Source organism: Streptomyces peucetius (assembly GCF_025854275.1).
Classification (GTDB): Bacteria; Actinomycetota; Actinomycetes; order Streptomycetales; family Streptomycetaceae; genus Streptomyces; species Streptomyces peucetius_A.
The window spans coordinates 306455-329683 of record NZ_CP107567.1 but is presented as its reverse complement, the minus strand read 5'-3'; the positions used below and the strand labels follow the sequence as shown (position 1 = coordinate 329683).

17 protein-coding genes and 1 pseudogene are annotated in these 23229 nt (G+C 70.9%); 10 read left to right on the top strand and 8 right to left on the bottom strand.

Going from position 1 to position 23229, the window contains the following annotated elements; genetic code table 11:
- Positions 1-46: 46 nt before the first annotated feature.
- Complete coding sequence (locus OGH68_RS01580) at positions 47-1405, bottom strand: cytochrome P450 (protein WP_264241437.1); 1359 nt, start codon at positions 1403-1405, stop codon at positions 47-49.
- Positions 1406-1723: 318 nt separating this feature from the next.
- Between OGH68_RS01580 and OGH68_RS01575 the strand changes: the two genes are divergently transcribed.
- Positions 1724-3136 (top strand): cytochrome P450, encoded by a 1413-nt coding sequence (locus OGH68_RS01575; protein ID WP_264249853.1) that lies wholly within the window; start codon positions 1724-1726, stop codon positions 3134-3136.
- A gap of 116 nt (positions 3137-3252) precedes the next feature.
- On the opposite strand, the gene OGH68_RS01570 is transcribed toward OGH68_RS01575, so the two are convergent.
- A complete protein-coding gene (locus OGH68_RS01570; RefSeq protein WP_264241436.1) occupies positions 3253-4452 on the bottom strand; it encodes a cytochrome P450 family protein in 1200 nt (399 codons plus the stop codon).
- Between the two features lie 962 nt (positions 4453-5414).
- Entirely contained in the window at positions 5415-6701 is a 1287-nt protein-coding gene (paaK, locus tag OGH68_RS01565) for a phenylacetate--CoA ligase PaaK (protein WP_264241435.1), read from the bottom strand.
- A gap of 156 nt (positions 6702-6857) precedes the next feature.
- Between paaK and OGH68_RS01560 the strand changes: the two genes are divergently transcribed.
- Both OGH68_RS01560 and OGH68_RS01555 read left to right on the top strand, forming a co-directional pair.
- Complete coding sequence (locus tag OGH68_RS01560; RefSeq protein WP_264241434.1) at positions 6858-7457, top strand: GNAT family N-acetyltransferase; 600 nt, start codon at positions 6858-6860, stop codon at positions 7455-7457.
- A 94-nt stretch (positions 7458-7551) separates the two neighbouring features.
- Positions 7552-8084 (top strand): annotated as a pseudogene (locus OGH68_RS01555) (alpha/beta fold hydrolase); the annotation flags it as partial.
- 111 nt (positions 8085-8195) lie between these two features.
- Here OGH68_RS01555 and OGH68_RS01550 read toward each other — a convergent pair.
- Positions 8196-9842, bottom strand: a complete 1647-nt coding sequence (locus tag OGH68_RS01550; protein ID WP_264241433.1) for an acyl-CoA synthetase — start codon at positions 9840-9842, stop codon at positions 8196-8198.
- Positions 9843-10002: 160 nt separating this feature from the next.
- Here OGH68_RS01550 and OGH68_RS01545 point away from each other — a divergent pair, with 160 nt between their 5' ends.
- The 5 genes from OGH68_RS01545 to OGH68_RS01525 all read left to right on the top strand — a co-directional run bounded on the left by OGH68_RS01545 (position 10003) and on the right by OGH68_RS01525 (position 14400).
- A complete protein-coding gene (locus OGH68_RS01545) occupies positions 10003-10824 on the top strand; it encodes a crotonase/enoyl-CoA hydratase family protein (RefSeq protein ID WP_264241432.1) in 822 nt (273 codons plus the stop codon).
- Positions 10825-10836: 12 nt separating this feature from the next.
- A complete protein-coding gene (locus OGH68_RS01540) occupies positions 10837-11793 on the top strand; it encodes a Zn-ribbon domain-containing OB-fold protein (protein ID WP_264241431.1) in 957 nt (318 codons plus the stop codon).
- Positions 11794-11858: 65 nt separating this feature from the next.
- On the top strand, positions 11859-12902 hold the full coding sequence (locus OGH68_RS01535; RefSeq protein ID WP_264249852.1) for a thiolase domain-containing protein: 1044 nt from the start codon (positions 11859-11861) through the stop codon (positions 12900-12902).
- A complete protein-coding gene (locus OGH68_RS01530) occupies positions 12892-14058 on the top strand; it encodes a thiolase domain-containing protein (protein WP_264241430.1) in 1167 nt (388 codons plus the stop codon). The genes OGH68_RS01535 and OGH68_RS01530 overlap by 11 nt, the downstream gene beginning before the upstream one ends.
- Positions 14059-14184: 126 nt before the next feature.
- The gene (locus tag OGH68_RS01525; protein ID WP_264249851.1) at positions 14185-14400 is read left to right on the top strand and encodes a DUF397 domain-containing protein; all 216 of its coding nucleotides are present in this window, start codon (positions 14185-14187) and stop codon (positions 14398-14400) included.
- Between the two features lie 57 nt (positions 14401-14457).
- Here the strand turns inward: OGH68_RS01525 and OGH68_RS01520 are convergent, their stop codons facing one another.
- Complete coding sequence (locus OGH68_RS01520) at positions 14458-14844, bottom strand: hypothetical protein (RefSeq protein WP_264241429.1); 387 nt, start codon at positions 14842-14844, stop codon at positions 14458-14460.
- A gap of 182 nt (positions 14845-15026) precedes the next feature.
- Between OGH68_RS01520 and OGH68_RS01515 the strand changes: the two genes are divergently transcribed.
- Positions 15027-15527 (top strand): hypothetical protein, encoded by a 501-nt coding sequence (locus OGH68_RS01515; protein WP_264241428.1) that lies wholly within the window; start codon positions 15027-15029, stop codon positions 15525-15527.
- A 157-nt stretch (positions 15528-15684) separates the two neighbouring features.
- Here OGH68_RS01515 and OGH68_RS01510 read toward each other — a convergent pair whose 3' ends face one another.
- The 3 genes from OGH68_RS01510 to OGH68_RS01500 all read right to left on the bottom strand — a co-directional run bounded on the left by OGH68_RS01510 (position 15685) and on the right by OGH68_RS01500 (position 21485).
- Positions 15685-17883 carry a terpene synthase family protein gene (locus tag OGH68_RS01510; RefSeq protein ID WP_264249850.1) on the bottom strand — a complete coding sequence of 733 codons (2199 nt, stop codon included), beginning with the start codon at positions 17881-17883 and terminating at the stop codon, positions 15685-15687.
- Positions 17884-18049: 166 nt separating this feature from the next.
- Complete coding sequence (locus tag OGH68_RS01505) at positions 18050-20023, bottom strand: N-acetylmuramoyl-L-alanine amidase (protein WP_413470917.1); 1974 nt, start codon at positions 20021-20023, stop codon at positions 18050-18052.
- A gap of 343 nt (positions 20024-20366) precedes the next feature.
- Positions 20367-21485 carry an aminoglycoside phosphotransferase family protein gene (locus OGH68_RS01500; protein ID WP_264241426.1) on the bottom strand — a complete coding sequence of 373 codons (1119 nt, stop codon included), beginning with the start codon at positions 21483-21485 and terminating at the stop codon, positions 20367-20369.
- Between the two features lie 236 nt (positions 21486-21721).
- Between OGH68_RS01500 and OGH68_RS01495 the strand changes: the two genes are divergently transcribed.
- Positions 21722-23218 (top strand): hypothetical protein, encoded by a 1497-nt coding sequence (locus OGH68_RS01495; protein ID WP_264241425.1) that lies wholly within the window; start codon positions 21722-21724, stop codon positions 23216-23218.
- Positions 23219-23229: the final 11 nt, after the last annotated feature.

Here is a 23229-nt window from a genome sequence, read left to right as displayed (position 1 = left end):
GGTGTCCGGGCCGGGGCCCGGGGCCTTGGAGCGCACATGGCTGCGCTCAGCGCTGCCGAGGCTGCACGATCATGGGGATACGGTCGGCGTGTGCCACGGCTGAGGCGACTTCCTTGACGTCGTGGCCGGCGGCAGGCGTGAGGTGCCATCGGGAGAGAACGGTGGCGACGGCGATCGTGGCCTCGGTCCAGACGAATTGGTCACCGATGCACTTGCGGCTGCCGGCTCCGAACGGCATGTACGCCTGGCGATCCAGTTGCGAGCGGCGTTCGGGGAGCCACCGGTCCGGGTCGAAGGTGTCGGCGTCGTCGTACACGCTCGGGTCGCGGTGTATGGCATAGAGACTGAAAGCGATCTCGGTGCCGGCGGGGAAGAGGGTCTCACCGAGCTGAACCGGCGCGGTCGTGCGGCGCATCAGAAGCGTGACGCCGTGGAGCCGGATCACTTCGTCCAGGACGCGGCGGATTCCTTCGAGCCGGGGGACGTCAGCGATCGTGACGGGCCGGTCCCCGACCACGTCATCGATCTCCTCGACCAGCTGCTTCTCGATGTCGGGGCGCCGGCCGAGTTCGTGGAAGGTCCAAGCGAGCATGGCGGCCGTGGTCTCCGCGCCGGCGAACAGGATGGTGCTCAGCTCGTCGCGGACCTCGACGTCGGTCAGTCCCCGCCCGCTTTCGCCGTCATGGGCGGCCAGGAGCAGGGACAGCAGGTCGGCGTGATCGGCCGTGCCGGAGGTGCGGGAGGCGGTGATCACGTCCTCTATGACCGCCCTGAGGGCGGCGGAGGCCGCGTCGAAGTCCCGGTTGGCGCGGATGGGGAGACGGTCCAGGAACTTGGGGGAGGCCGCGCGTATCAGGAGGTTTTTCAGCAGGACGGGCAGGTTCTTGCGTACGGCCTCGACCGCGGGCAGTCCGATGCCGGTGGAGAACATCGTGGAAGCCAGCGTCTCGATGGCGTACTCGGCCATGGCCTGCTCCAGGTCCACGACTTGGCCGGGTGCCCACGAGTCGGCCACGGCCAGGGCGTTGCGGCTCATCGTGTCGGAGTAGGCGACGATGCGGTCCTTGGAGAACATCGGCTGGAGCATGCGCCGGTTCCGCCGGTGGATGTCACCGTCGGAGTTCGCCAGTCCGTTGCCCGCCAGCGGGCGCAGGCGGTCGAAGAAGCGCCCCTTTTCGAAGCTGCGGGCCTGACCCACCAGCACTTCATGGACGAGCCGAGGGGACGTCAGCACGTACATCGGCATGGTGCCGAGGTCGACCCGGACGATGTCCCCGTGCTGACGCAACGACGTCAGGAACCCGAGCGGATCGCGCCACAGGGCCAGAGCGTGTCCGAGGAGCGGAACGGTCCCGGGGGCTCGCGGGATGGTCCGTGTTCCGGACGGTTGCAGCACAACTGCCATTTCGGGAGGTCCTTAGATTGCGTGCTGGTGAAGTGGCCGGTGCGGCCGCCGCGGGGAATCTCATCATCCGCATCCGGTTCGTGCGAGACCGGGTCCTCGAGCAACGCCCGTGGCCGGCCGACGAGTTCGGCCAGGGACCGCCTGCCTGGCCCGTCTCCGACATGGATATGCTGCGGGCGCTCCTGCTTCTTGATCGTGCGCGAGGGACACCGCATTCCGAGTGCGTGCACCGGCCCGGCTCTTGGCAACTGGAGCACGGTGGGTGATCCCTCATCGATCCGCACGTCCATGCTGCTGCTTCACGGAGGACTCGTGACCATGCCCTTCCCGGAACCGGCGGGCCCGCCGACCGCCACCGTCCCGCCGACGCAGTGCCCTGCGCACACCGGCGCACTCGGAGCGCAGCGGATCTACGGGCCGGAAGCCAGGAAGCCGCACGCGCTGTACGAGAGGCTGCGCAAGGAACACGGGCAGGTCGCTCCTGTGCTTCTCCCCGGGGAAGTGCCCGCGTGGTTCGTGCTCGGGCACCGTGAAAACCTTGAGGTCATGCGCACTCCGTCGCTGTGGTCGTGCGACTCGCGCATATGGAACGTGCAGCTGACCGGCGACTCGCCGCTGCTGCCGATCACGGCGTGGCAGCCGCTGCTCGTCTTCGCGGACGGCGAGGAGCACGCGCGGCTCCGGGCCGCGGTGACCGACAGCCTGGCTCGGTTCAACCGCCACGGCGTACGCCGCTACGTCGTCCGCTACACCCATCAGCTCGTCGACGGCTTCGCCAAGGCGGGCCGGGCCGACCTGGTGAGCGACTTTGCCGAGAAGCTCCCGATCCTCGTACTGGCACGGCAGTTCGGAATCGCCGAGGAGGACGCGCTGCCGCTCGGCGCAGCTGTACGGGACATGGTGAAGGGCACGCCCACGGCCCTGCAGAGCAACACCTACGTCGTGGGGATCATGTCGGAGCTGCTGAAGCGAAAGAAGGGCAAACCGGGGGACGACCTCGCCAGCTGGCTCCTGAGCCATGAGTCCGGACTCACGGACGACGAGGTCGTGGAGCATCTGCGCCATGCGATCGTCGCCGCTCACGAGAACACCACGAACCTGGTCGCGAACACGCTGAAGATGGTGCTGACCGACCGACGGTTTCGCGCCAGCCTGTCAGGCGGGTCGATGACGCTGCCTGATGCGCTGGAACAGGTGATGTGGGACGCACCGCCGCTTGCGGTGGGTGCCTGCCGCTGGGCGAGGCAGGACATCCGGCTCGGCGAGCAGGACATCAAGGCCGGCGACATGGTGATGCTGGGCCTCGCGGCCGGGAACGTCGATCCCGAGATCCGGCCCGACCTCACCGCTCCCGTGCACGGCAACCGAGCGCACCTGGCGTTCAGCAGCGGCCCGCACGAGTGTCCGGGCCAGGACATCGGCCGGGCCATCGCCGACACCGGCATCGACACCCTGCTCGCACGGCTGCCGGACGTTCAACTCGACGACACCGGCGACGAAGTACAGGTCACTTCGTCCCTGGTCTCCAGCCGGTTGAACAACCTGCCGGCCCGCTTCACACCACACTCAGCGGGACCCAGGAACCACCTCCTCGGCGAGCCGGCGGTCGCGGCCAGTGCGCAGCCTCTGCCACAGGCCACTCCTGCGGCAGAGCCGGTGGCATCCGTCGCCACTTCTCCGGGGACACGGTCGTCGTGGTGGAGTGGCCTCTTCCGGCGGCGTACGCACTGACCGCGATCCCGGCGGGCCGGCGGGTGGCGGGGCCGGTGGCAAGGTGCGTTCCCTGCCCGGCCCCCCACCCCCGGCCCGCGGTTCTGTCACAGACGCCTTCCGGGGCTGTGGCGCCGTCAGGCGTCGCCGGGAGCAGCGTCGGCCGGGCACCCGCGTTCCGGATCCGGCAGCACCGGCCGGCTCTGCAGACGTACCGGCAGGGTGCTGTATCCCTGCAGGGGGATGGACGACAGACGGGCAGGCTCTTCGGCGAGGGCCAGGGCGGGGAACCGCGTGAAGAGGGCTCGAAGGGCGATTTTCGTCTCGAGCTTGGCCAGACGGGCCCCCAGACAGAAGTGGGCGCCGAAGCCGAAGGCGAGGTGCTCACGGCGGGTGGACCGGGCCACATCGAACCGGTCGGGGTTCTCGTGGCGTGTCGTGTCCCGTCCTGCGGCCGCGAGGCTCGCCAGGACCGGCTCGCCCCGAGCGATGGTGACTCCCGCGATCTCGACGTCCTTCACGGCGTACCGCAGCAGGGCGTGGCGCACTGGTGACGCGTACCGCAGGCCTTCCTCCACAGCCGCCTCCCACGCGGCGTCGGAGTCTTCTGCCTGGAGTACGGCAGTGAGTACGGCGGGGTTCTGCAGCAGGGCGTGGGCCGTGTTGGTGATCGAGTTGATCGTGGTCTCGTGTCCGGCGATGAGGACGAGGAACAGCGTCTCCACCAGTTCCCGCTGACTCAGCCGGTCGCTCTCGTCGCGTGCCTGGATGAGCGCTGTCGTCAGATCGTCGCCCGGCCGGCTTCGTTTGGCTTCGATCAGCGCCGTGAGGCTGCTGACGATGTCCATCTGCGCGACGCGGATGTCCTCCTCGCCGGAGGCGTTCTTCCGGGGGGTGACGAGCCGGTCGAAACGGTGGCGCAGCTCGCTCACCGTTGTGTCCGGGACGCCGAGGACTTCGCAGATCACGCGCACCGGCAGGGGATAGGCGAAGTGCTCACGCAGGTCCACCGGCCCGGTCGTGCCCGTGGCGAGGAGGTCGTCGAGGAGTTCGGCGGCGATCTGTTCGATGCGCGGACGCAGTGCCTCGATGGGCGCCCGGGCGAAGGCCGTGCTGACCAGCTGCCGGAGTCTGCGGTGCTCGCTGCCGCCTTCGTGGAGCATGGCTGCCCCGCGGACCAGGGCGATGAGTTCCCAGTCGTCGCGTATGCGACCCGCGTTGAGATCCGGCCAGTGGGCCGGGTCCTTGGTCAGGGCCTCGTGGCCGAGGACCTTCTGCGCGGTGGCGTGATCGGTGGCTGCCCAGGCGGCCACACCCCCTGGAAGCTCGACGCGCACCAGAGGGCCGAGACTCCTCAGCAGTCCGGCCTCCTCAACAGGATCAGCGGCCGGATCAAGGGGACACGCCTTGCGGTTGGACAGGTACACAAAGACTCCAGCGGTGAGAAGGGCAGACACAGACAGATGGCCGGCGGATCACACAGCAGTTCTGATCAAGAGTCTGCCAACCGTGCGCGGGACCAAACGGCTGGGGCGTTTCGTTCAGATCATCTGATCGTTGGTCCGGGTGTGCCGCAGTCACCAGGTCTTGAGGCCGGCCACGGCGTGTTCACCGAGCGTGCGTGAGCTTCGCGTGAGAGGCGTTTGAGGCCCGCTTGGGCAAAGTGCGTACGACACCAGCGGGGTGGATCAGTCCTCCACGCGGTATGCGCACGCAATCACGGTTGCGACCGGTCGTGCCGGCTCAGGAACGGGCTGTGTCGGCACCGGCGCGTACGTCGGGGGCTGGGGCATGGACGGTGTGGGCCACGGAGCGGTATCTGTCCCGTCGGCGACTGCACCGGAAGAAGGGCAGGACGTCGGCGACGGCGGTTCGTCCCGCCCCCAGTCGTCCCAGTCGACCGGCCCCGGCTCGCCGAGCAACAGCGTCAGCCCGCCGCCGGCAATGATGAGCACGGCCCATGTCACCACGGCGAATCGCTTCACCTTTCGCGACATCCTTCTCCTCACCGCATCAGCCGGCGACAGTGTCGGCGCCTCCCGCAGGGACTCCGTCGACGTCGAGCACGGGTCCACGACGCGCCGCCCCTCATCCCACGTCCTCGACCCATCAGGAAACCGACGGACCAAGACCTTCGTGTCTTTGTCTATCCGCCCGTGATCGATCTGTCCAACGCCTCGTTGCGGCTGCGCAATGAAGAAGCCCACGACATCGCAAGCTCCGAGCCCTGGCGGCACATCGAAACGACGTGCACTCCCGGCAGTCAGACAGCGGCGGACCCTTGGGACGGCGGCAGGCCCTATGCCCCTCGGATGTCCACAATCCGCTTGATCTTGCCCACCGAGCGCTCCAGCGTCTCCGGGTCCACCACCTCCACGGCGACCGACACCCCGACGCCGTCCTTCACCGCCGCCGCGATGGCCTGCGCCGCGGCGGCGCGCTGCTCGCCGGTCGCTTCGGCGCGGGCCTCGGCGCGCACGGTCAGTGCGTCGAGGCGGCCCTCGCGGGTGAGCCGGAGCTGGAAGTGCGGGGCGACATGGGGCGTGCGCAGGACGATCTCCTCGATCTGGGTGGGGAAGAGGTTCACCCCGCGCAGGATCACCATGTCGTCGCTGCGGCCGGTCACCTTCTCCATCCGCCGGAAGACCCGTGCCGTGCCCGGCAGGAGCCGCGTCAGGTCCCTCGTCCGGTAGCGGATGACCGGCATGGCCTCCTTGGTGAGCGAGGTGAACACCAGCTCGCCCTCCTCGCCGTCCGGCAGCAGCTCGCCCGTGAACGGGTCGACGATCTCCGGATAGAAGTGGTCCTCCCAGATGTGGAGGCCGTCCTTGGTCTCCACGAATTCCTGCGCCACACCCGGGCCCATCACCTCGGAGAGCCCGTAGATGTCGACGGCGTCGATCGCGAACCGTTCCTCGATCTCGCAGCGCATCTCCTCCGTCCACGGCTCGGCGCCGAAGACGCCGACCTTGAGCGAGGTCGTGCGCGGATCGACGCCCTGGCGCTCGAACTCGTCGAGGAGCGTGAGCATGTACGAGGGGGTGACCATGATGATCTCGGGCCGGAAGTCGCAGATCAGCTGGACCTGGCGGGCGGTCATCCCGCCGGACGCCGGAATGACGGTGCAGCCGAGCCGTTCGGCCCCGTAGTGGGCGCCGAGGCCGCCGGTGAACAGGCCGTAGCCGTAGGCCACATGGACCTTGTGGCCGGGGCGGGCGCCGGCGGCGCGCAGGGAGCGGGCGACGATGTCGGCCCAGGTGTCCAGGTCGCGCTCGGTGTAGCCGACGACGGTGGGCCGGCCCGTCGTGCCGCTGGAGGCGTGGATACGGCGCACCTGGGACTGCTCGACCGCGAACATGCCGAAGGGGTAGTTGTCCCGCAGGTCCGTCTTGGCGGTGAACGGGAACCGGGCGAGGTCGGCGAGCGAACGGCAGTCCTCCGGGCGGAGCCCCGCCTTGTCGAACGACTCGTGGTAGAAGGCCACATTGTCGTACGCGTGGCGCAAGGTCGCCCGCAGCCGCTCCAGTTGCAGCGCCTCGAGCTCCTCGCGGCCCAGCCGCTCCGCCGCGTCCAGCAGGTCCGTCATCCGCTTGCTCCCGTCCCGAACCGGACGACCGATCATTCGGTCGTTCCATTCGGGATCAGTTATTCAGCCCGGCCCGGCGCCCGTCAAGGCATTGCTCGGTGAACGGACCGGGCCCCGCCCCGCAACCGCAAGATCAACAAGTGCAGAATGGCCCGTATGCCGATAAGGAACACGCCGAAGCCGGCGACGATCGACGACGCTCCGCTGATCACCGGCACCCTGACCCGCGCCTTCGACGACGACCCGATGATGCGCTGGTTCTTCCCCGACGACGCCTTGCGCGAGGGAGCACTGGGCCGTTACTTCACCACGATCTTCACCCGGCAGTACGTCCACCACGGAGTGTGTGAGCGCACCGAGGCGGCGGCCGCGTTCTGGGTGCCCCCGGAGGCGCAGGCCAAGGCCGTGCCCGACGCGGAGACCGTCCAGGAGCTCCAGAACATTCTCGGTGACCGGGCCGGGCTGTTCCGGGAAGCCGTCGAGGCGGCCGCCGAGCACACACCCCGGGAGCCGCACTGGTACCTGGCACTCATCGGCGCCGACCCGGCCGCCCAGGGCCAGGGGCAGGGGGCCGCCCTGCTGCGCTCAGGGCTCGCCCAGGCCGACGCGGCGGGTCTGCCCGTCTGTCTGGAGTCCTCGAAACCGTCCAACCTCCCATTCTACGAGCACTTCGGCTTCACCGTGCGCAAGGAGCTGCGGCTGCCGGGGGAGGGGCCGGTGCTGTGGGCCATGCGGCGCGAGCCGCGCCGCCCCTGACGGACACAGCCCCAGTCGCACGGCCACACGCGCACGGCCGAGGGACGTCCCCGCGGGAACCTCCGGGGGACGTCCACGCCTTGTCCTTCACGTCGTGCGAAACGGCACTGAACTGGCCTACCGGACCGCAGGGGAGGGCGAGCCGCTGATCTGTCTGCCGGGCGGGCCGATGCGTGCCTCCGCGTACCTCGGCGATCTCGGCGGCCTGACCACCCGCCGGCGGCTCGTGCTGCTCGACCTGCGCGGCACCGGCGGGCTCTGCCGTACCGGCCGACGCGGGCACCCACCGCTGCGACCGCCAGGTGGACGACGTCGAGGCGCTGCGCGAGCACGCATCGCCGAGCGCCTGGCCGCGACCCGCCGCGTGTACGCCCCGACTTCCGTGGCCACGGGCTGAGCGACTGGCCCGGCAGCTACGGGTTCGAGGCGTTCAGGGACGACCTGAGCGCCTTCATCGGGGCCCTGGAGCTCGGCCCGGTCGATGTCGTCGGCCACTCGATGGGCGGCGCGGCCGCCGTACTCCTGGCCGAGTAGTACCCCGGGCTCGTCCGCCGGCTCGTGATCGAGGGCGCGCCCCCGCTGCTGCCCCTGGACCCGCCGCGGCCGACGCCGGAACGGCCCGAGGGCCCGCTGGCCTCCCGCGACCCGAACGGCGTACCGCTGGAGCTGTACCGGGAACGGCTCGGGGTCTTCAACGGCGAGCGGATCCTGCCTGGCGGCCCGGGCGACGGAGACTGATCACACCACGCCGCCCGCTGGACGGCGGCCCTCCGCCGCCTGGGTCACGACCTCCCGGGCCCAGCGGTAGTCCGCCTTGCCGCTCGGCGAGCGCCGGATCTCCTCGGTGATCACCAGCCGGCGGGGGATCTTGTAGCCCGCCAGCCGGTTGCGGCAGTGTGACCGGATCGCGTCCAGACTGGGTGCGGACACGCCCTCGCGCAGTTGCACGACGGCGGCCACCTGGCTGCCCCACCTGCGGTCCGGTACGCCCGCGACGAGCGCGTCGTACACGTCCGGGTGGGCCTTGAGCGCCTGCTCGACCTCCTCCGGGTACACCTTCTCGCCGCCGGTGTTGATGCACTGCGAGCCCCGGCCCAGGACGGTGACGATGCCGTCCTCGTCCACGGTCGCCATGTCGCCGAGCAGCACCCATCGTTCACCGTCGCGTTCGAAGAACGTCTCCGCCGACTTCGCCGGGTCCCTGTAGTAGCCGAGCGGTACGTGCCCGCACTGCGCGACCCGGCCGGTCCCGCCCGGCTTCACCGGTTCGTACGTGGCCGGATCGACCACCGTCGTACGGGCGTTGACCCGCAGCCGGAAGCCGGTCGCGGGTCCTGCGTCGTCGGTCGCGGTGCCGTTGAACCCCGACTCGGAGGAGCCGAAGTTGTTCAGCAGCATGACGTGCGGAGCCAGCGCGCCGAACTCGTCGCGCACCGAGTCCGACATGATCGCCCCGGAGCTGGAGACGCTGAAGAGGCTGGACAGGTCGCATCCCCGGAGCGGTCCGTTCAGTGCGTCGATCAGCGGCCGCAGCATCGCGTCGCCGACCAGCGAGACACTGGTGACCTTCTCCCGCTCGATCGTGCGCAGCACCTCGTGCGGCACGAACTTGCGGTGCAGTACGACCCGTTGGCCGAAGTTGAAGCCGATGAACGCGGTGAGCGTCGACGTGCCGTGCATCAGCGGGGGAGTGGGGAAGAAGGTGATCCCGTCGCCGCCCGCGGCCACCCGCTCGGCCAGCTCCTCCGGCCGTGACACGGGCTCGCCGGTCGGTGCGCCGCCGCCCAGCCCGGCGAAGAACAGGTCCTCCTGTCGCCACACCACCCCCTTGGGCATGCCCGTGGTGCCGCCCGTGTAGATGATGAACCGGTCGTCCGCAGACCGGGGCGCGAAGCCGCGCCGCGGCGAGCCGGCCGCCTCGGCGTCGGCGAAGGCGACCGCGTCCAGGCGCGGTGCCCCGTCGGGCGGTGTGCCGACGCGCACGAGGTGCCGCAGTTTTCCGGTCCGTGGCCGCACCGCTGCCACCCGCTCGGTGAACTCCGCGTCGAAGACGAGCGCGGTGATGTCGGCGTCGCGGTACAGATGGGCCAGCTCGTCCTCGACGTACCGGTAGTTGACGTTCACCGGCACGATCCGCGCCTTGAGGCAGGCCAGCACGGTCTGCAGATACTCGATCCCGTTGTAGAGGTGCAGCCCGAGATGCTCGCCGGGCCCGATGCCCGTGTCGAGCAGATGGTGGGCGATCCGGTTGGCCGCCGCGTCGAGTGCGGCGTAGTCGAGCCGGCGCTGCGCACCCGTCCCGGGACGGTCGATGTACACGAGCGCCTCGCGGTCGGGCACGACGTCGACCACGGATTCGAACAGGTCGGCAAGGTTGTACTCCACCGCTCCTCCTGACACCCGGCGAACCTGGCCGTCATTAGAGCGCCGGCAGGCACAACTGGGAAGGGGCACGGGCAAGAGAATCTGACTGAGTGTCAGGAAACTATTGAACTGGCCGCCCGGCTGCTGCAACCTGTTCCAGGTCTGGGACGGGAGGTTCCCCATGGAACATCGCAGCGACCACCGCACGGGCACCGAGCACCTCGGCGTGGCGCGCGAGGGCGCCACCCTGATCGTCACCCTGAACCGGCCGGAGGCGAAGAACGCCCTCTCGATCGCCATGCTCGTCGGCCTGTACGACGCCTGGCTCGCGGCCGACGCGGACGACACCGTCCGCTCCGTCGTCCTCACGGGGGCGGGCGGCTCCTTCTGCGCGGGCATGGACCTCAAGGCGCTCGCCGGCGCCGGCATGGAGGGCGAGCGGTACCGGGACCGGATGAAGGCCGACCCCGATCTGCACTGGAAGGCCATGCTGCGCCACCACCGCCCCGGAAAACCGGTCATCGCCGCCGTCGAGGGGTACTGCGTCGCCGGCGGGACGGAGATCCTCCAGGGCACCGACATCAGGGTCGCGGGCGAGAGCGCCACCTTCGGACTCCTCGAGGTCCGCCGCGGCCTCTTCCCGATCGGCGGCTCGACCGTACGCCTGCCACGCCAGATCCCGCGCACGCACGCCCTGGAGATGCTGCTCACCGGCCGCCCCTACACCGCGGCAGAGGCCGAACGCATCGGCCTCGTCGGACGTGTCGTCTCCGACGGCACCGCCCTCGAAGCGGCCCTGGGCATCGCCGAACAGATCAACGCCTGCGGCCCGCTCGCCGTCGAGGCCGTCAAGGCATCGGTGTACGAGACGGCGGAGATGACCGAGACCGACGGACTCGCCGCCGAACTGGAACGAGGCCGGCCCGTCTTCGACACCGCCGACGCGAAGGAGGGCGCCCGCGCCTTCGCCGAGAAGCGCGACCCCGTCTACCGGCGCGCCTGAGAGGAGAGCCCCATGCCCGATGTGCTGCGCGCCCCGCTGGTCGTCGAGTTCCCCTTCACCCGCTCCCTCGGGCCCGTGCAGAGCGCCTTCCTGACCGGCCTGCGCGAGCGCACCGTGCTCGGCGTGCGCACCGGCGACGGCACGGTGCTCGTCCCGCCCGTCGAGTACGACCCCGTCACCGCCGAGGAGATCCGCGACCTCGTGGAGGTGCACGCCACCGGCACCGTCACCACCTGGGCGTGGAACCCGCACCCGCGCCGGCAGCAGCCGCTCGCCACCCCGTTCGCCTGGGTGCTCGTACGCCTGGACGGCGCGGACACCGCCCTCCTGCACGTCCTCGACGCCCCCGGCCCCGAGGCCGTGCACACCGGGATGCGGGTTCGGGTGCGCTGGGCGGCCGAGCGCAGCGGCGCGATCACGGACATCGCCTGCTTCGAACCGTACGGGAGCGAGCCCGACGCGGCGCCGCGTGCCCACAGCGGCACCTTCCCCGAATCCGCCGCCGGGCCCGTGACGGGCATCGTCGCCCCCGCCAGGCTCGACTACACCTACACGCCCGGCCGCGCCCAGAGCGACCACCTCGCCGCCCTCACCGAGCACCGGATCGTCGGCGAACGCTGTCCGTCCTGCCGCAAGGTCTACGTCCCGCCCCGCGGCGCCTGCCCCACCTGCGGCGTCGCCACGGGGGAGCAGGTCGAGGTCGGCCCGCGCGGCACGGTCACCACCTTCTGCGTCGTCAACATCAAGGCGAAGAATCTCGACATCGAGGTGCCCTACGTCTACGCCCACATCGCCCTGGACGGCGCCGGCCTCGCCCTCCACGGACGCATCGGCGGCATCCTGTACGACCGGGTCCGCATGGGCCTGCGCGTCGAGCCGGTGTGGCGGGAGGGGGCCCGGCACCCCGACCACTACCGGCCCACCGGCGAACCGGACGCCGACTACGACACCTACAGGGAGCTGCTGTGACGCGGTACGACGCGCCGGACGGCAGGGACACCGCCACCCCGAACGGCAGCGGCACCGGCAGGGACATCGCCGTCGTCGCCTTCGCCCAGACCCGCCACCGGCGCCGCACGGACGACTCGTCCGAGGTCGAGATGCTGATGCCGGTGCTGCACCGGGTGCTCGGGGCGACCGGCCTGCGGACCGGTGACATCGGCTTCACCTGCTCCGGGTCCAGCGACTATCTCGCGGGCCGGGCGTTCTCGTTCACGATGGCGCTCGACGGGGTCGGCGCGTGGCCCCCGATCAGCGAGTCCCACGTCGAGATGGACGGCGCCTGGGCACTGTACGAGGCGTGGGTGAAGCTGCTGACCGGCCAGGCCGACACAGCGCTCGTCTACGCGTACGGCAAGACGTCGCCCGGTGAGGTCCGCGACGTGCTCACCCGGCAGCTCGACCCCTACTACGCGGCCCCGCTCTGGCCCGACCCGGTCGCCCTCGCCGCCCTGCAGGCGCAGGCGCTGATCGACGCGGGCGAGACCGGTGAACCGGAGCTCGCCGCCGTCGCGGCCCGCAGCCGCGGTGACGCCTCGGCCAACCCGCACGCTCAGCTTCAGGGAGAGATCCCGCGCGGCGAGTACCTCGTCCGGCCGCTGAGAGTCTCCGACTGCCCGCCCGTCGGCGACGGCGCGGCCGCCGTGATCCTGGCCGCCGGCGACCGGGCCCGCGAGCTGTGCGGGCGGCCCGCCTGGATCCGCGGCATGGACCACCGCATCGAGGCGCACAGCCTCGGCGTACGGGACCTCACCCGCTCGCCCTCCACACGGCTCGCGGCCGAGCGGGCCGGAGCCTTCGAGCGTCCCGTCGACACGGCGGAGCTGCACGCCCCCTTCACCTCGCAGGAGATCGTCCTACGCCGCAGTCTCGACCTCGACGACAGGGTGAGGGTCAACCCGTCCGGCGGAGCGCTCGCCGCCAACCCGGTCATGGCCGCCGGACTGATCAGGATCGGAGAGGCCGCGGCCCGGATCCACCGCGGCGAGTCGGACCGTGCGCTCGCCCACGCCACCTCCGGGCCCTGCCTCCAGCAGAACCTGGTCGCCGTCCTCGAAGGAGAGGCCCATGCCCGCTGAGCCCGTCGCCGTCGTCGGCATCGGCCAGACGAAACATGTCGCCGCCCGCCGCGACGTCTCCCTCGCCGGACTGGTCCGCGAGGCCGCCCGGCGGGCCCTCGACGACGCGCACCTGGACTGGGCCGACATCGACGCCGTCGTCATCGGCAAGGCGCCCGACTTCTTCGAGGGCGTGATGATGCCGGAGCTGTATCTGGCCGACGCGCTCGGAGCGGTCGGCAAACCGATGCTCCGCGTCCACACGGCCGGCTCCGTCGGCGGTTCCACCGCCCTCGTCGCCGCCAACCTGGTGGCGGCGCGGGTGCACACGACGGTGCTCACCCTGGCCTTCGAGAAGCAGTCCGAGTCCAACGCCATGTGGGGCCTGTCCCTGCCGGTCCCCTTCCAGCAGCCGCTGCTCGCCGGCGCGGGCGGCTTCTTCGCCCCGCACGTACGCGCCTACATGCGCCGCACCGGCGCACCCGACACGGTCGGCTCCCTGGTCGCGTACAAGGACCGGCGCAACGCGCTGAAGAACCCGTACGCGCACCTCCACGAGCACGGCATCACCCTCGAGAAGGTCCAGGCGTCACCGATGCTCTGGGACCCGATCCGCTACTCCGAGACCTGCCCCTCCTCCGACGGGGCGTGCGCGATGGTCCTCACCGGCCGGGCGGGCGCCGCCCGTTCGCCCCGGCGGCCCGCATGGGTGCACGGCGGGGCGATGCGCAGTGAGCCGACCATGTTCGCAGGCAAGGACTTCGTGTCGCCGCAGGCCGGCAAGGACTGCGCCGCCGACGTCTACCGGCAGGCCGGCATCACGGACCCGCGCCGCGAGATCGACGCGGTGGAGATGTACGTGCCGTTCTCCTGGTACGAGCCGATGTGGCTGGAGAACCTGGGCTTCGCCGCCGAGGGCGAGGGCTGGAAGCTCACCGAGTCCGGCGCGACCGGACTCGACGGCGACCTGCCCGTCAACCCCTCCGGCGGGGTGCTGTCGACCAACCCCATCGGGGCCTCCGGCATGATCCGCTTCGCGGAGGCCGCGCTCCAGGTGCGCGGGCAGGCGGGCGAGCACCAGGTGGACGGGGCACGCAGGGCGCTCGGCCACGCCTACGGCGGCGGGGCCCAGTTCTTCGCCATGTGGGTGGTCGGCCGCGAACCGCCCGCCGTGTGATCTCCGCCGTACCGTCACGTGCGGCACCCTGTCCGTGACCGGGTGTCGTCGCTAGGCTGGCCCGGGAGACGACGCGGGAGGAGCAGGGACGTGGCCGAGAGCACCACCACCACCACAACCACGCACATGTTTTCCGGGTGGGAGAAGCCGGACCTCGACCTGAGCAACGCGGACTGGCGTTCCGGCACTCAGGGCACCGGGGACGTGCAGATCGCGTTCGTCGAGGGATTCATCGCGATGCGCAACGGCGGCCGTCCGGAGAACCCGTCGCTGATCTTCACCCCGGCGGAGTGGCGTGCCTTCGTGCTGAACGCACGGGACGGCGAGTTCGACCTCACCTGACGTGCCCGGCGCGCCGGGCCTCCCGTCGGCGAACGCGGCGGGACAGTACGGGCCCGCTCAGGCGGTGTGCGTCATGTCCCGCCCCGGCCCCGCCGTACCGTTGATCTTCTCGATGGCCTGTCGGGCGTGGTCGGCGGGGTTACGGGCGGAGATTGAGGAGACCGACGTCGCCGGCGGCAGCTGCTGACCGCTCGTGGACGGGGCCGCTGACGTCGGCGTTGTGGGCGTTGTCGTCGCCGGCGGCGTGGTGCGGCCGGCGGAGCGGCTGCGCAGCCGGTGACTCGCGGCCTCGTCGAGACCCACCGGACGCTGCATCCGGGCCGCCAGCCGGCCCGCCTCCTGCCCGAGCGCGGCGACGTCCTCCCAGTGGAGGCGGACCACCAGCCGCAGTTCCGCCTCGCCGTCGGGAAGGGCCTGCAGGGGAGGAGTGGTGCGGTCGTTCATGGAATGATCCTCACGTCGGTACGGAATCCCGGTGGGAACCTGCTCCTCACACGGAGGGGGCGTGCACCCGCACCGACGCTCCGCCGCCGGTGCTCCCATGGATACGGCAACGGGGGCAGCCGCGTTCAACAGGCCCCGGCCCCGGCTCGGCCGAGTCCCCCCGTACCCGTACCATTGCGGTTATGTCCTTCCTCCGCCGCCGCAGCGCCGCCACACCCGCGGGCCCGGACTTCGATGTCCTGGCCATGGACCCGGGGGACTGGCCCGGAAACCTCGGCGCCGGACTGCTGCCCGCCCCGGACGGAAGCTGCCAGGGCGTGTTCCTGCGCTACGACCTGTTCGGCGGCCGGGGACCCGCAATGATCATCGGCAACCTGCCGGAGGGCTCGCCGGCCCGCGAGGTCGCGGAGGGGGAGATCCCCTTCGAGGTGGGGCAGCTGCTGCTCGCGCTGGAGAACGAAGAGCCGGTCCATGTCACCGACGTCGAGGACACGCCGGTCATGCAGGGTGACAATCTGCTGATCGTGCGCCGGCTGAAGCTCTCGGAAAGCCGCATCTCCTGCGTCCAGTTCGACCGCAGCGACAATGTGCTCGTCACCATCGCCAGCTGGGACCGGCCCATCACCGACGACCTCTACGCGCTGCTCAAGCCGCTGCCCGCGGAGCTGTTCCAGCAGGGCTGAGCCGCTCCTCCGATGTCCGACCCACTGCCCGGGGCCCCGCCCCGGGCAGTTCTGTCGTGCCCCTCTCGCCGCATCAGCCGACGTGCCGCCGGAGAGACAGGGCCGGCCGGAGCCGCACCCCGGACCGGCCGCACCCCCGACCGGCCGCACCGACCCGCTACACCCTGACCGCCGACCGCTGGGCCGGCAGCGACAGCCGGACCGCCGACGTACCGAGCCCCGTGGGCGCGCCCAGCCGCCACGGGGACGCGCCGCCCCGCAGATCCTCCTCCTTGTAACGCCGCACCTTCCGGTGCCAGTTGAGGATGCCCGCCAGCCAGTCCTCGAGCTCCTTCACATACGAGTCGAGGGCCGCCCTCCCCTTCTCGTCCAGACCGAACTCCTCGCACACCAAGGGAAGCTCGTGCTCCTTCGTGTGCAGGAACTGCTCCAGCCGGGACCGCAGGAGAGCGTCGGTCATCGCGGCGGCCGTCCGGTGGTCGCAGTCGAAGAACGTCTGCACCACCAGCACCGCGTTGTGGACCTCCCCCTCGTACTCGATCTCCTTCTGGTACGAGAAGAGGTCGTTGAGCAGGCAGGCGTAGTCCATCGCCGAGTTCTCCAGGCCCCGCACGGGCCCGCTCGCGTACAGGTCGGGCGGCAGTTCGCCCTCGTGCCGCAGCCGGCACAGACTCATGGTCATGTCGGAGCCGAAGGTGAACCGTCGCATCTCGATGTAGTCGACCGGGTCGGGGACCCGGTGCTGGGCCTGGTTGTGCAGCTCCCACAGCCAGCTGTCCAGCATCACGTCGACCGCGTTCCGCAGCGACTGCCGGGCACCCGGGGACATCGGCCCGGCGGTACGCGCCCACAGATCCGCCAGGCTGCGCTCCATGGGGGTGACCGCGACCCCGGCGCCGGCCTCGGGCTCGTCCACGGGCATGCAGTCCTTGAGCCGTTCGTTGCTGAGCCTGGCTCCCTCGACGTCGCGGGACCGTCCGAAGACCACCGGGTAGTAGTCGTCGCCGTACGTCCCCCAGGTCAGCCACTCGGCGCTGAGCTCCAGCTCTTCCGGCGTGGCGTCCGGGTCGAGCCCCGCGGAGCACAGGGCCAGGTCGAAGCCGGTCAGCTTCGCCTCGTCCCAGATGTCGGCCAGCAGACCCATCCGGCCGGCCCAGGCGATGGACGCGGCGCGGGCATGCTCCAGATGAGGGCTGAGCGTCAACGGGAACGGCAGGTCGAACTCGGGCAGCCACGAAGGCCCCACCCGCTGCGGCCGGTGGGTCAGTGTCCGCAGCCGGGCCGCGGCGGGACGGCCGAACAGCGTCCGGATGTCCAGCGCGGAGGTGCCCAGCACCCCCTCGAACGACGAACGCTCCGTGGCCACACCGTCGTTCATGTAACGGCTGGAGCGCATGTGCCACTCGTGGCCGCCGGACTGCCAGTCCTGCAGTCCCTTCGTGTACGCGGCGATCGCCGCGCAGTCCGCCGGCGAGAGACCCTTCTGGACGCACAGCGCGGGCACTTCGGTGAGCGCGGTGTTCTCGAACTGCTGGACCCGTGAGGTGAGCAGATCGTTCACCGCCTCCGCCGCCTCCTGCGTCGTACAGCCGAGGAACCGCTCCAGCACCAGCACGCCGTTGCTGTTCTCGCCCTCGTCCTCGACCTCGCGCTGGTACGAGAAGAGGTCGTTGCGCAGATGCACCGCGTCGGAGAAGGAGTCACGCAGCACTCGCAGCGGACGGGAGCCGGCGACCGACTCCGGCACCTCGGCCTGCGCCGCGTACTCCACCAGGCCGGCGGACCAGGGGGCGCCGCCGACCTTCCGGCGCATCTCGATGTACTCCACGGGATTGGCGATCCGGCCGGCGTCGATGTTGGCGAGCTCCCACATCGACTCGTTGAGCAGATGCTCGGTGGCCTCCGCGAACCGGGCCCGCCACGCCGGGGACATGCTCGGCACCGTACGCCGCCACAGGTCGGCGAGCCCGGCCTCCACCGGGTTCGTCGGCTCCGGAGTGCCCTGCGACAGGTCCATCGGCATGAAAGCCGGCAGCCGGTCCAGATACGCCTTGCCGCCCGCCAGGTCCTGACTGCGCTTGAAGACCTCGAGAAAGTGGTCGTCGAAGAAGAAGACCCACACATACCAGTCGGTGACGAGGCCGAGGGCCTCGGCGTCGCAGTCCGGGTGGGTGTAGGCACACAGCAGGGCGTAGTCGTGTGCGTCGAGGTCGCTCTCCTTCCAGATGCCGGACCCCTCCAGCATCTCCATCCGGCGCGCCCACTTCTTGGAGTGCCGCCGGGCCTCCTCGACATGCGGATTGAGGCGGGCCGGATACGGAACATAGAAGTCCGGCAGTACGAAGGGCTGTGCCATGTGCGCCAGGGCCTTTCGGGAGCAGCCGCGCACCAGGCGCGGACCGGTCATGACGGCCCAGCCCTACCCTTCGCCCGTACGGCCCACGCATTCCGGCGATTAGTCGGACAATAGGTCAAGGCGAACGGGGCGCCACCGGACCCCACGACCGGTGGCGCCCCGTGGTCTACCGGAGCACCCGCACATCGGCCTCCTTCACGAAGGCCACCCGGTGCCCGAACTGGATCTCGTAGTACGTCTCCTTGCCCCGCACCACCCGGTGGCCCGCCGTGTCGAACGTGGTCGCGTACAGATACTCGCCCGGCACCCGGTCACCGACCACGTACTTCTGCCCGGCGAGCAGCTTGTACGGCAGCGGCGAGACAGCCTGCACCGGAACGCCCGCCGGATACGCCGACGCCTCCGGGTACGCCCTCCCGTACACCGGCACCTCCGCGAGACCGTCCCTCGGCGTCAGCACCGCCTCCCGCGCGCCGACCGCAGTCGGGCGGTCGCCCGGATTGTGGAACCAGGCCTTCTGCCCCAGGTACCAGATCGCCGTCCACTCGCCCCGGCGCTCCGCCACCGCGTACTGCTGGCCGGTCGACGCGCGCGCCCCCGTGTCGTTCACCGCGGTCGTCGAGTCCTGCCCACCCGGGCGCAGGCCGATGTCCTTGACGAGCGGAGCACTCTCGCTCGGCCCGGTGTGCAGCCGCACCGCACCCGAACCGTGGGGCGCGCACGCTTCCCCGGCCTTGACGCAGCCGGTGTAGAGCGGCCGGTGCTCCGTGTACTCGGGACGGATGGTGACCACCGCACTGCGCGGCCCCGCCTGGGGCGTGAACGGCTTGCCCAGCAGCTTGAAGTAGTGCGCCCAGTCCCAGTACGGCCCCGGGTCGGTGTGCATGCCGCGGATCGTCGCCGTCGTCGTACCGGGCACGTTGTCGTGGCCCAGGATGTGCTGCCGGTCCAGCGGGATGTCGTACCGCTTGGCCAGGTACCTCACCAGCCGCGCCGAAGTGCGGTACATCGCCTCGGTGTACCAGGCGTCCGGAGCGACCAGGAAACCCTCGTGCTCGAGGCCCACCGACTTGGCGTTCACGAACCAGTTGCCGGCGTGCCAGGCGACGTCCTCGAGCGGGACGTGCTGCGCGATGTGCCCGTCCGACGAGCGCAGCGAGTACTGCCACGACACGTACTGCGGGTTCTGCACCAGCTTCAGGGTGGTGTCCCAGGAGGCTTCCGTGTCATGGACGATGATGTAGTCGACCGACTGGGACGCGGGCCGGTTCCCCTGGTCGTGGTTGCCGTAGTCGCCCGCGCCGAACTCCTCGTACGGCGCCGGGATCCACTCGCACGCCACCGTCGGCGGACACTCGGTCCTGCCCGCGTCGGCCGTGCGCAGCCCCAGCTCCCGCACCTGCGCCCGCTCGGGCGCCACCTCCGGCTGCGGCTCGAGCGCCACCCGCTGACCGCTGTCCGTGGTCCGGGACTGGCCGGTGCGGATCACGTCGAAGACGTCGTCCGCGTACGCCGTCGCCGTCGCCACGTCGTCCGCGCCGGAATACCTGGCCACGGCCCCGTACCAGTCCGCCGGGTCCTGGCCGGCCGGCCTGCCCAGCTCGCGCTGTGCCGCGGCGAGCAGCGCGGCACCGCCTCGGACGTTGGCCGCCGCACTGTCCCGCAGCTGCTCGGCGCCGATGCCCGACACCTCTGCCGCGCGTTCCAGCGTCCGCAGTCGCGGCGGCAGTTCGCCGGGGTCGGGCAGCGCCGCCTCGGCGACCGGGCGGGCCGCACGCGTGTCGTCCCCGCGGGCGTCCTCACTGCCGTGCGAATGGTGCGGCGCCTCGGCCAGCGCCGTCCTCGCGTCCGTCAGATGCATCGGGCCGTAGCCGCCCGTGACGCTCGCCGCGCCGCCGTGCCCGTCCCAGCGGGACTGCAGATAGGAGACGCCGAGCAGCACACTCTCCGGCACGCCGTACTCGTCGGCCGCGGCGGCGAAGGCCCCCTGCAGCGAACCGGCCGGGGCCCGTTCTGCGGTCGCCGACGGACCTGCCGACACCAGCGGCAGCAGCAGAGCGGCGCACGCCACCGCGCCCCCAGCGGTCAAGGCGCGACGGCGGCGGGCGCCGCCTGGCCGTGGGGCAGTCGATCCTTGCAATGCAGCCTCCAGTGACGAGTGATGCGCAACGGGACCTGCGGGCCGGGACACGCCCATGGGTATCGGCTCACAGACGATCCGTCAATCATGCTCGCCGACAAGGAACTTGCACGTCAGCCGCCGTTCGGCGACTTTCGCGGCCGCGGCGCGCGGGCCTGCGGCGCGTCAGTGGCATGGACCAATGGCCGAGGCGTTCAGGAGATGCGTACCTTCGGCGGACAGCGGCGGCGGCGCCGAACGGAAGACATGCCCGAGGCGTCGGCCGCGGCGCACAGCACAGTGCGCTGCGCGCGCGGTGTGCCGACACCGGGCGCGCAGCGCGCTTCCCCCTCTGTGGCGGTGGTCAGCGAGTGCCGACCGCCGCACGCACGGCCCTGCGGGCCATCGCGCAGTCGTCGTGCAGCCGCCTCAGCAGCAACCGCTGTTCCTCACCGGCCGACGGACCGGGCTGTGCCTGGCCGGCCGGGACCGGCGGCGCCTCGCGCATGGTGCGCTGCACCGCCGTCTCGTAGGTACGGATCTCCCGGGTCAGGACCAGCATCAGGTTCACCAGGAAGGCGTCCCGGGCCGCGGTGCCCGACTGCTGGGCGAGCTGACTGATCTGACGGCGTGCCGCGGGGGCATCGCCCAGTACCGACCACAGCGTCGCCAGGTCGTAGCCGGGCAGGTACCAGCCGGCGTGCTCCCAGTCGACCAGCACCGGACCCGTCGGCGCCAGGAGGATGTTGGAGAGCAGCGCGTCCCCGTGACAGAACTGCCCCATCCCCTGCCTGCCCCCGGCCTGGGCCAGACCGTGCAGCAGCTTCTGCAGGTCACCCAGGTCCCGGTCGGTGAACAGCCCCAGTTCGTGGTAGCGCGAGATGCGTGACCCGTAGTCCAGCGGCGCGTCGAACATCCCCGCCGGTGGGCGCCAGCTGTTCAGCCGCGCGACCGCGCCCAGCACGGCACGCACGTCCGCACGCGGCGGGGCCTCCACCGGATGACGGGTCAGCGCCGCCGGCCGCCCCGGCATCCGCTCGATCACCAGGGTGCAGTTCTCCGGGTCGGCGGCGATCAGCCGCGGGACCCGCACCGGTGGGCGGTGCCGCACGAAGGCGCGGTACGAAGCTATTTCGTGCCGGAGTCGCTCGGCCCAGGCCGGCGAGTGGTCCAGTAAGCACTTGGCGACCGCCGTGGTACGCCCCGTCGTTCCGACGATCAGTACGGATCGTCCGCTGCGGCGCAGTACCTGCACCGGGTTGAACTCCGGACAGATCCGGTGCACCGACGCGACGGCCTTGCGCAGCTGCGCTCCCTGAGGGCCGGACAGGTCGATCCTCCCGCTGAGGGGTCGGCCGGCGGTTCCGGCCTGCCTGGGGACTCGGCCGGCGGCGGGCTCGGAATACGGTGCGGTACCGGCCGTGAACACGCTGCGCTGCTGGAGCCGGGGCGGGGCGGACACGGAGGACGATGCTGTGTACATGGGCGATACAGATCCCTTCGTGTGCCGACAGGTGGCGTGCGCTGCCCCGCCCCACATGTCATGGGCAACACCCTGGGGAATGTGCCCCGGCAGACGGGGCGAGGTGGCGCTTTCCTACCTGACACCGCGTCGCGGGTGGCACACCATCTGGCGAACCCTGGCGAACCCTGGCGAATACTCGCCCGCCCCATGACAGCGCGTTAATGTCAACTCAGCCGAGAACCTGGGGGCTTGACGTGAGCAGAGAACCCAACACCCGCCTGTACGACCTGTTCGGCCTGGCCGGATGGTCCAAGGGTGAGCTCGCAAGACTCGTGAACCGGCAGGCGGCCGCCATGGGCCATCCGCAGCTGGCGACCGACACCTCGCGGGTCCGGCGCTGGATCGACATGGGGGAGACCCCGCGCGATCCCGTGCCCAAGGTGCTGGCAGCTCTGTTCACCGAGCGACTCGGTCGTGTCGTGACCATCGAGGACCTCGGGTTCGCACGGAGCGGGCGAACGGGTAAGCGGCGGGACGTCCAGGGCACCGACAACCCTGACGGTCTGCCCTGGGCGCCCGACCGTACGGCGGCGGTCCTCACCGAATTCACGGGAATGGACCTCATGCTCAACCGACGCGGCCTGGTGGGCGCCGGCGCGGCACTTGCCGCGGGCTCAGCACTCAGCAGCGCCATGCACGACTGGCTCAAGACCGATCCGGCGGCCTCCCGGGGCGCCGCACACACCTCCGACCTCCTGCACGCCGACCCCGCTGGGTACGACCGGTACGAGGCCGCCCCCATCGGGTCGCAGGAGATCGAGGCACTGGAGCGTTCCGTCGAGGTGTTCCGCGCATGGGACGCCGCCCGCGGCGGCGGCCTCCAGCGCAAGGCGGTCGTGGGACAGCTCAACGAGGTGGGCGGCATGCTCGCCTACCACCACCCCGACCATCTCCAGCGCCGCCTGTGGGGCGTTGCCGCCAATCTCGCGGTGCTCGCCGGCTGGATGTCCCACGACGTCGGCCTCGAACCCACCGCGCAGAAATACTTCGTCATCGCCGCCCACGCGGCCCGTGAGGGCGGCGACCGCCCACGCGCCGGTGAGGCACTGTCCCGCGCCGCGCGCCAGATGGTCCATCTGGGCCGTCCCGACGACGCGCTCGACCTGATGAAGCTCGCCAGGACCGGCTCCGGGGAGCAGACCCTGCCGCGCACCCGCGCGATGCTGCACACCATCGAGGCATGGGCGCAGGCATCCATGGGCAAAGGCCAGGCCATGCGTCGCACCCTCGGTGAGGCCGAGGAACTGTTCGTCTCCGACAAGGGCGACGTACCGCCGCCCAGTTGGATGCAGATGTTCGACGAGGCCGACCTCCACGGCATGCAGGCACTGGCCTACCGCACCCTTGCCGACCACGACCCCTCGGCGGCGGGCATCGCGCAGAAACATGCCAAGCAGGCACTGCAGTTGCGCGAGGGCGGCCGGCAGCGCTCGAAGATCTTCGACTACATCTCGCTGGCGTCCGCCTGCTTCATCGCGGACGACCCGGAGCAGGCCGACCGCTACGCCCGGCTCGCCCTGGTGTCGATGGGGGAGACCTCCTCGCACCGGACATGGGACAGGCTGCGCCAGATGTACCGCCTGACCGGGCAGTACGCGGGATACGCGAAGATCGAGGACCTGCGCGAGGAGATCCAGATCGCGCTGCCGCGCACCGGCTCCCCGGCGCGGCCGAAAGGCGCGGGTATCTAGCCGCCGGCCGC

What these genes read in the sequence shown, in the direction of transcription:
- OGH68_RS01560 (WP_264241434.1), top strand. Translation starts at nt 6,858, where the DNA reads ATGCCGATAAGGAACACGCCGAAGCCGGCGACGATCGACGACGCTCCG.
- OGH68_RS01520 (WP_264241429.1), bottom strand. Translation starts at nt 14,844, where the DNA reads ATGAACGACCGCACCACTCCTCCCCTGCAGGCCCTTCCCGACGGCGAG.
- OGH68_RS01515 (WP_264241428.1), top strand. Translation starts at nt 15,027, where the DNA reads ATGTCCTTCCTCCGCCGCCGCAGCGCCGCCACACCCGCGGGCCCGGAC.
- OGH68_RS01540 (WP_264241431.1), top strand. Translation starts at nt 10,837, where the DNA reads ATGCCCGATGTGCTGCGCGCCCCGCTGGTCGTCGAGTTCCCCTTCACC.
- OGH68_RS01545 (WP_264241432.1), top strand. Translation starts at nt 10,003, where the DNA reads ATGGAACATCGCAGCGACCACCGCACGGGCACCGAGCACCTCGGCGTG.
- OGH68_RS01580 (WP_264241437.1), bottom strand. Translation starts at nt 1,405, where the DNA reads ATGGCAGTTGTGCTGCAACCGTCCGGAACACGGACCATCCCGCGAGCC.
- OGH68_RS01525 (WP_264249851.1), top strand. Translation starts at nt 14,185, where the DNA reads ATGTTTTCCGGGTGGGAGAAGCCGGACCTCGACCTGAGCAACGCGGAC.
- OGH68_RS01575 (WP_264249853.1), top strand. Translation starts at nt 1,724, where the DNA reads ATGCCCTTCCCGGAACCGGCGGGCCCGCCGACCGCCACCGTCCCGCCG.
- OGH68_RS01510 (WP_264249850.1), bottom strand. Translation starts at nt 17,883, where the DNA reads ATGGCACAGCCCTTCGTACTGCCGGACTTCTATGTTCCGTATCCGGCC.
- OGH68_RS01500 (WP_264241426.1), bottom strand. Translation starts at nt 21,485, where the DNA reads ATGTACACAGCATCGTCCTCCGTGTCCGCCCCGCCCCGGCTCCAGCAG.
- OGH68_RS01530 (WP_264241430.1), top strand. Translation starts at nt 12,892, where the DNA reads ATGCCCGCTGAGCCCGTCGCCGTCGTCGGCATCGGCCAGACGAAACAT.
- paaK (WP_264241435.1), bottom strand. Translation starts at nt 6,701, where the DNA reads ATGACGGACCTGCTGGACGCGGCGGAGCGGCTGGGCCGCGAGGAGCTC.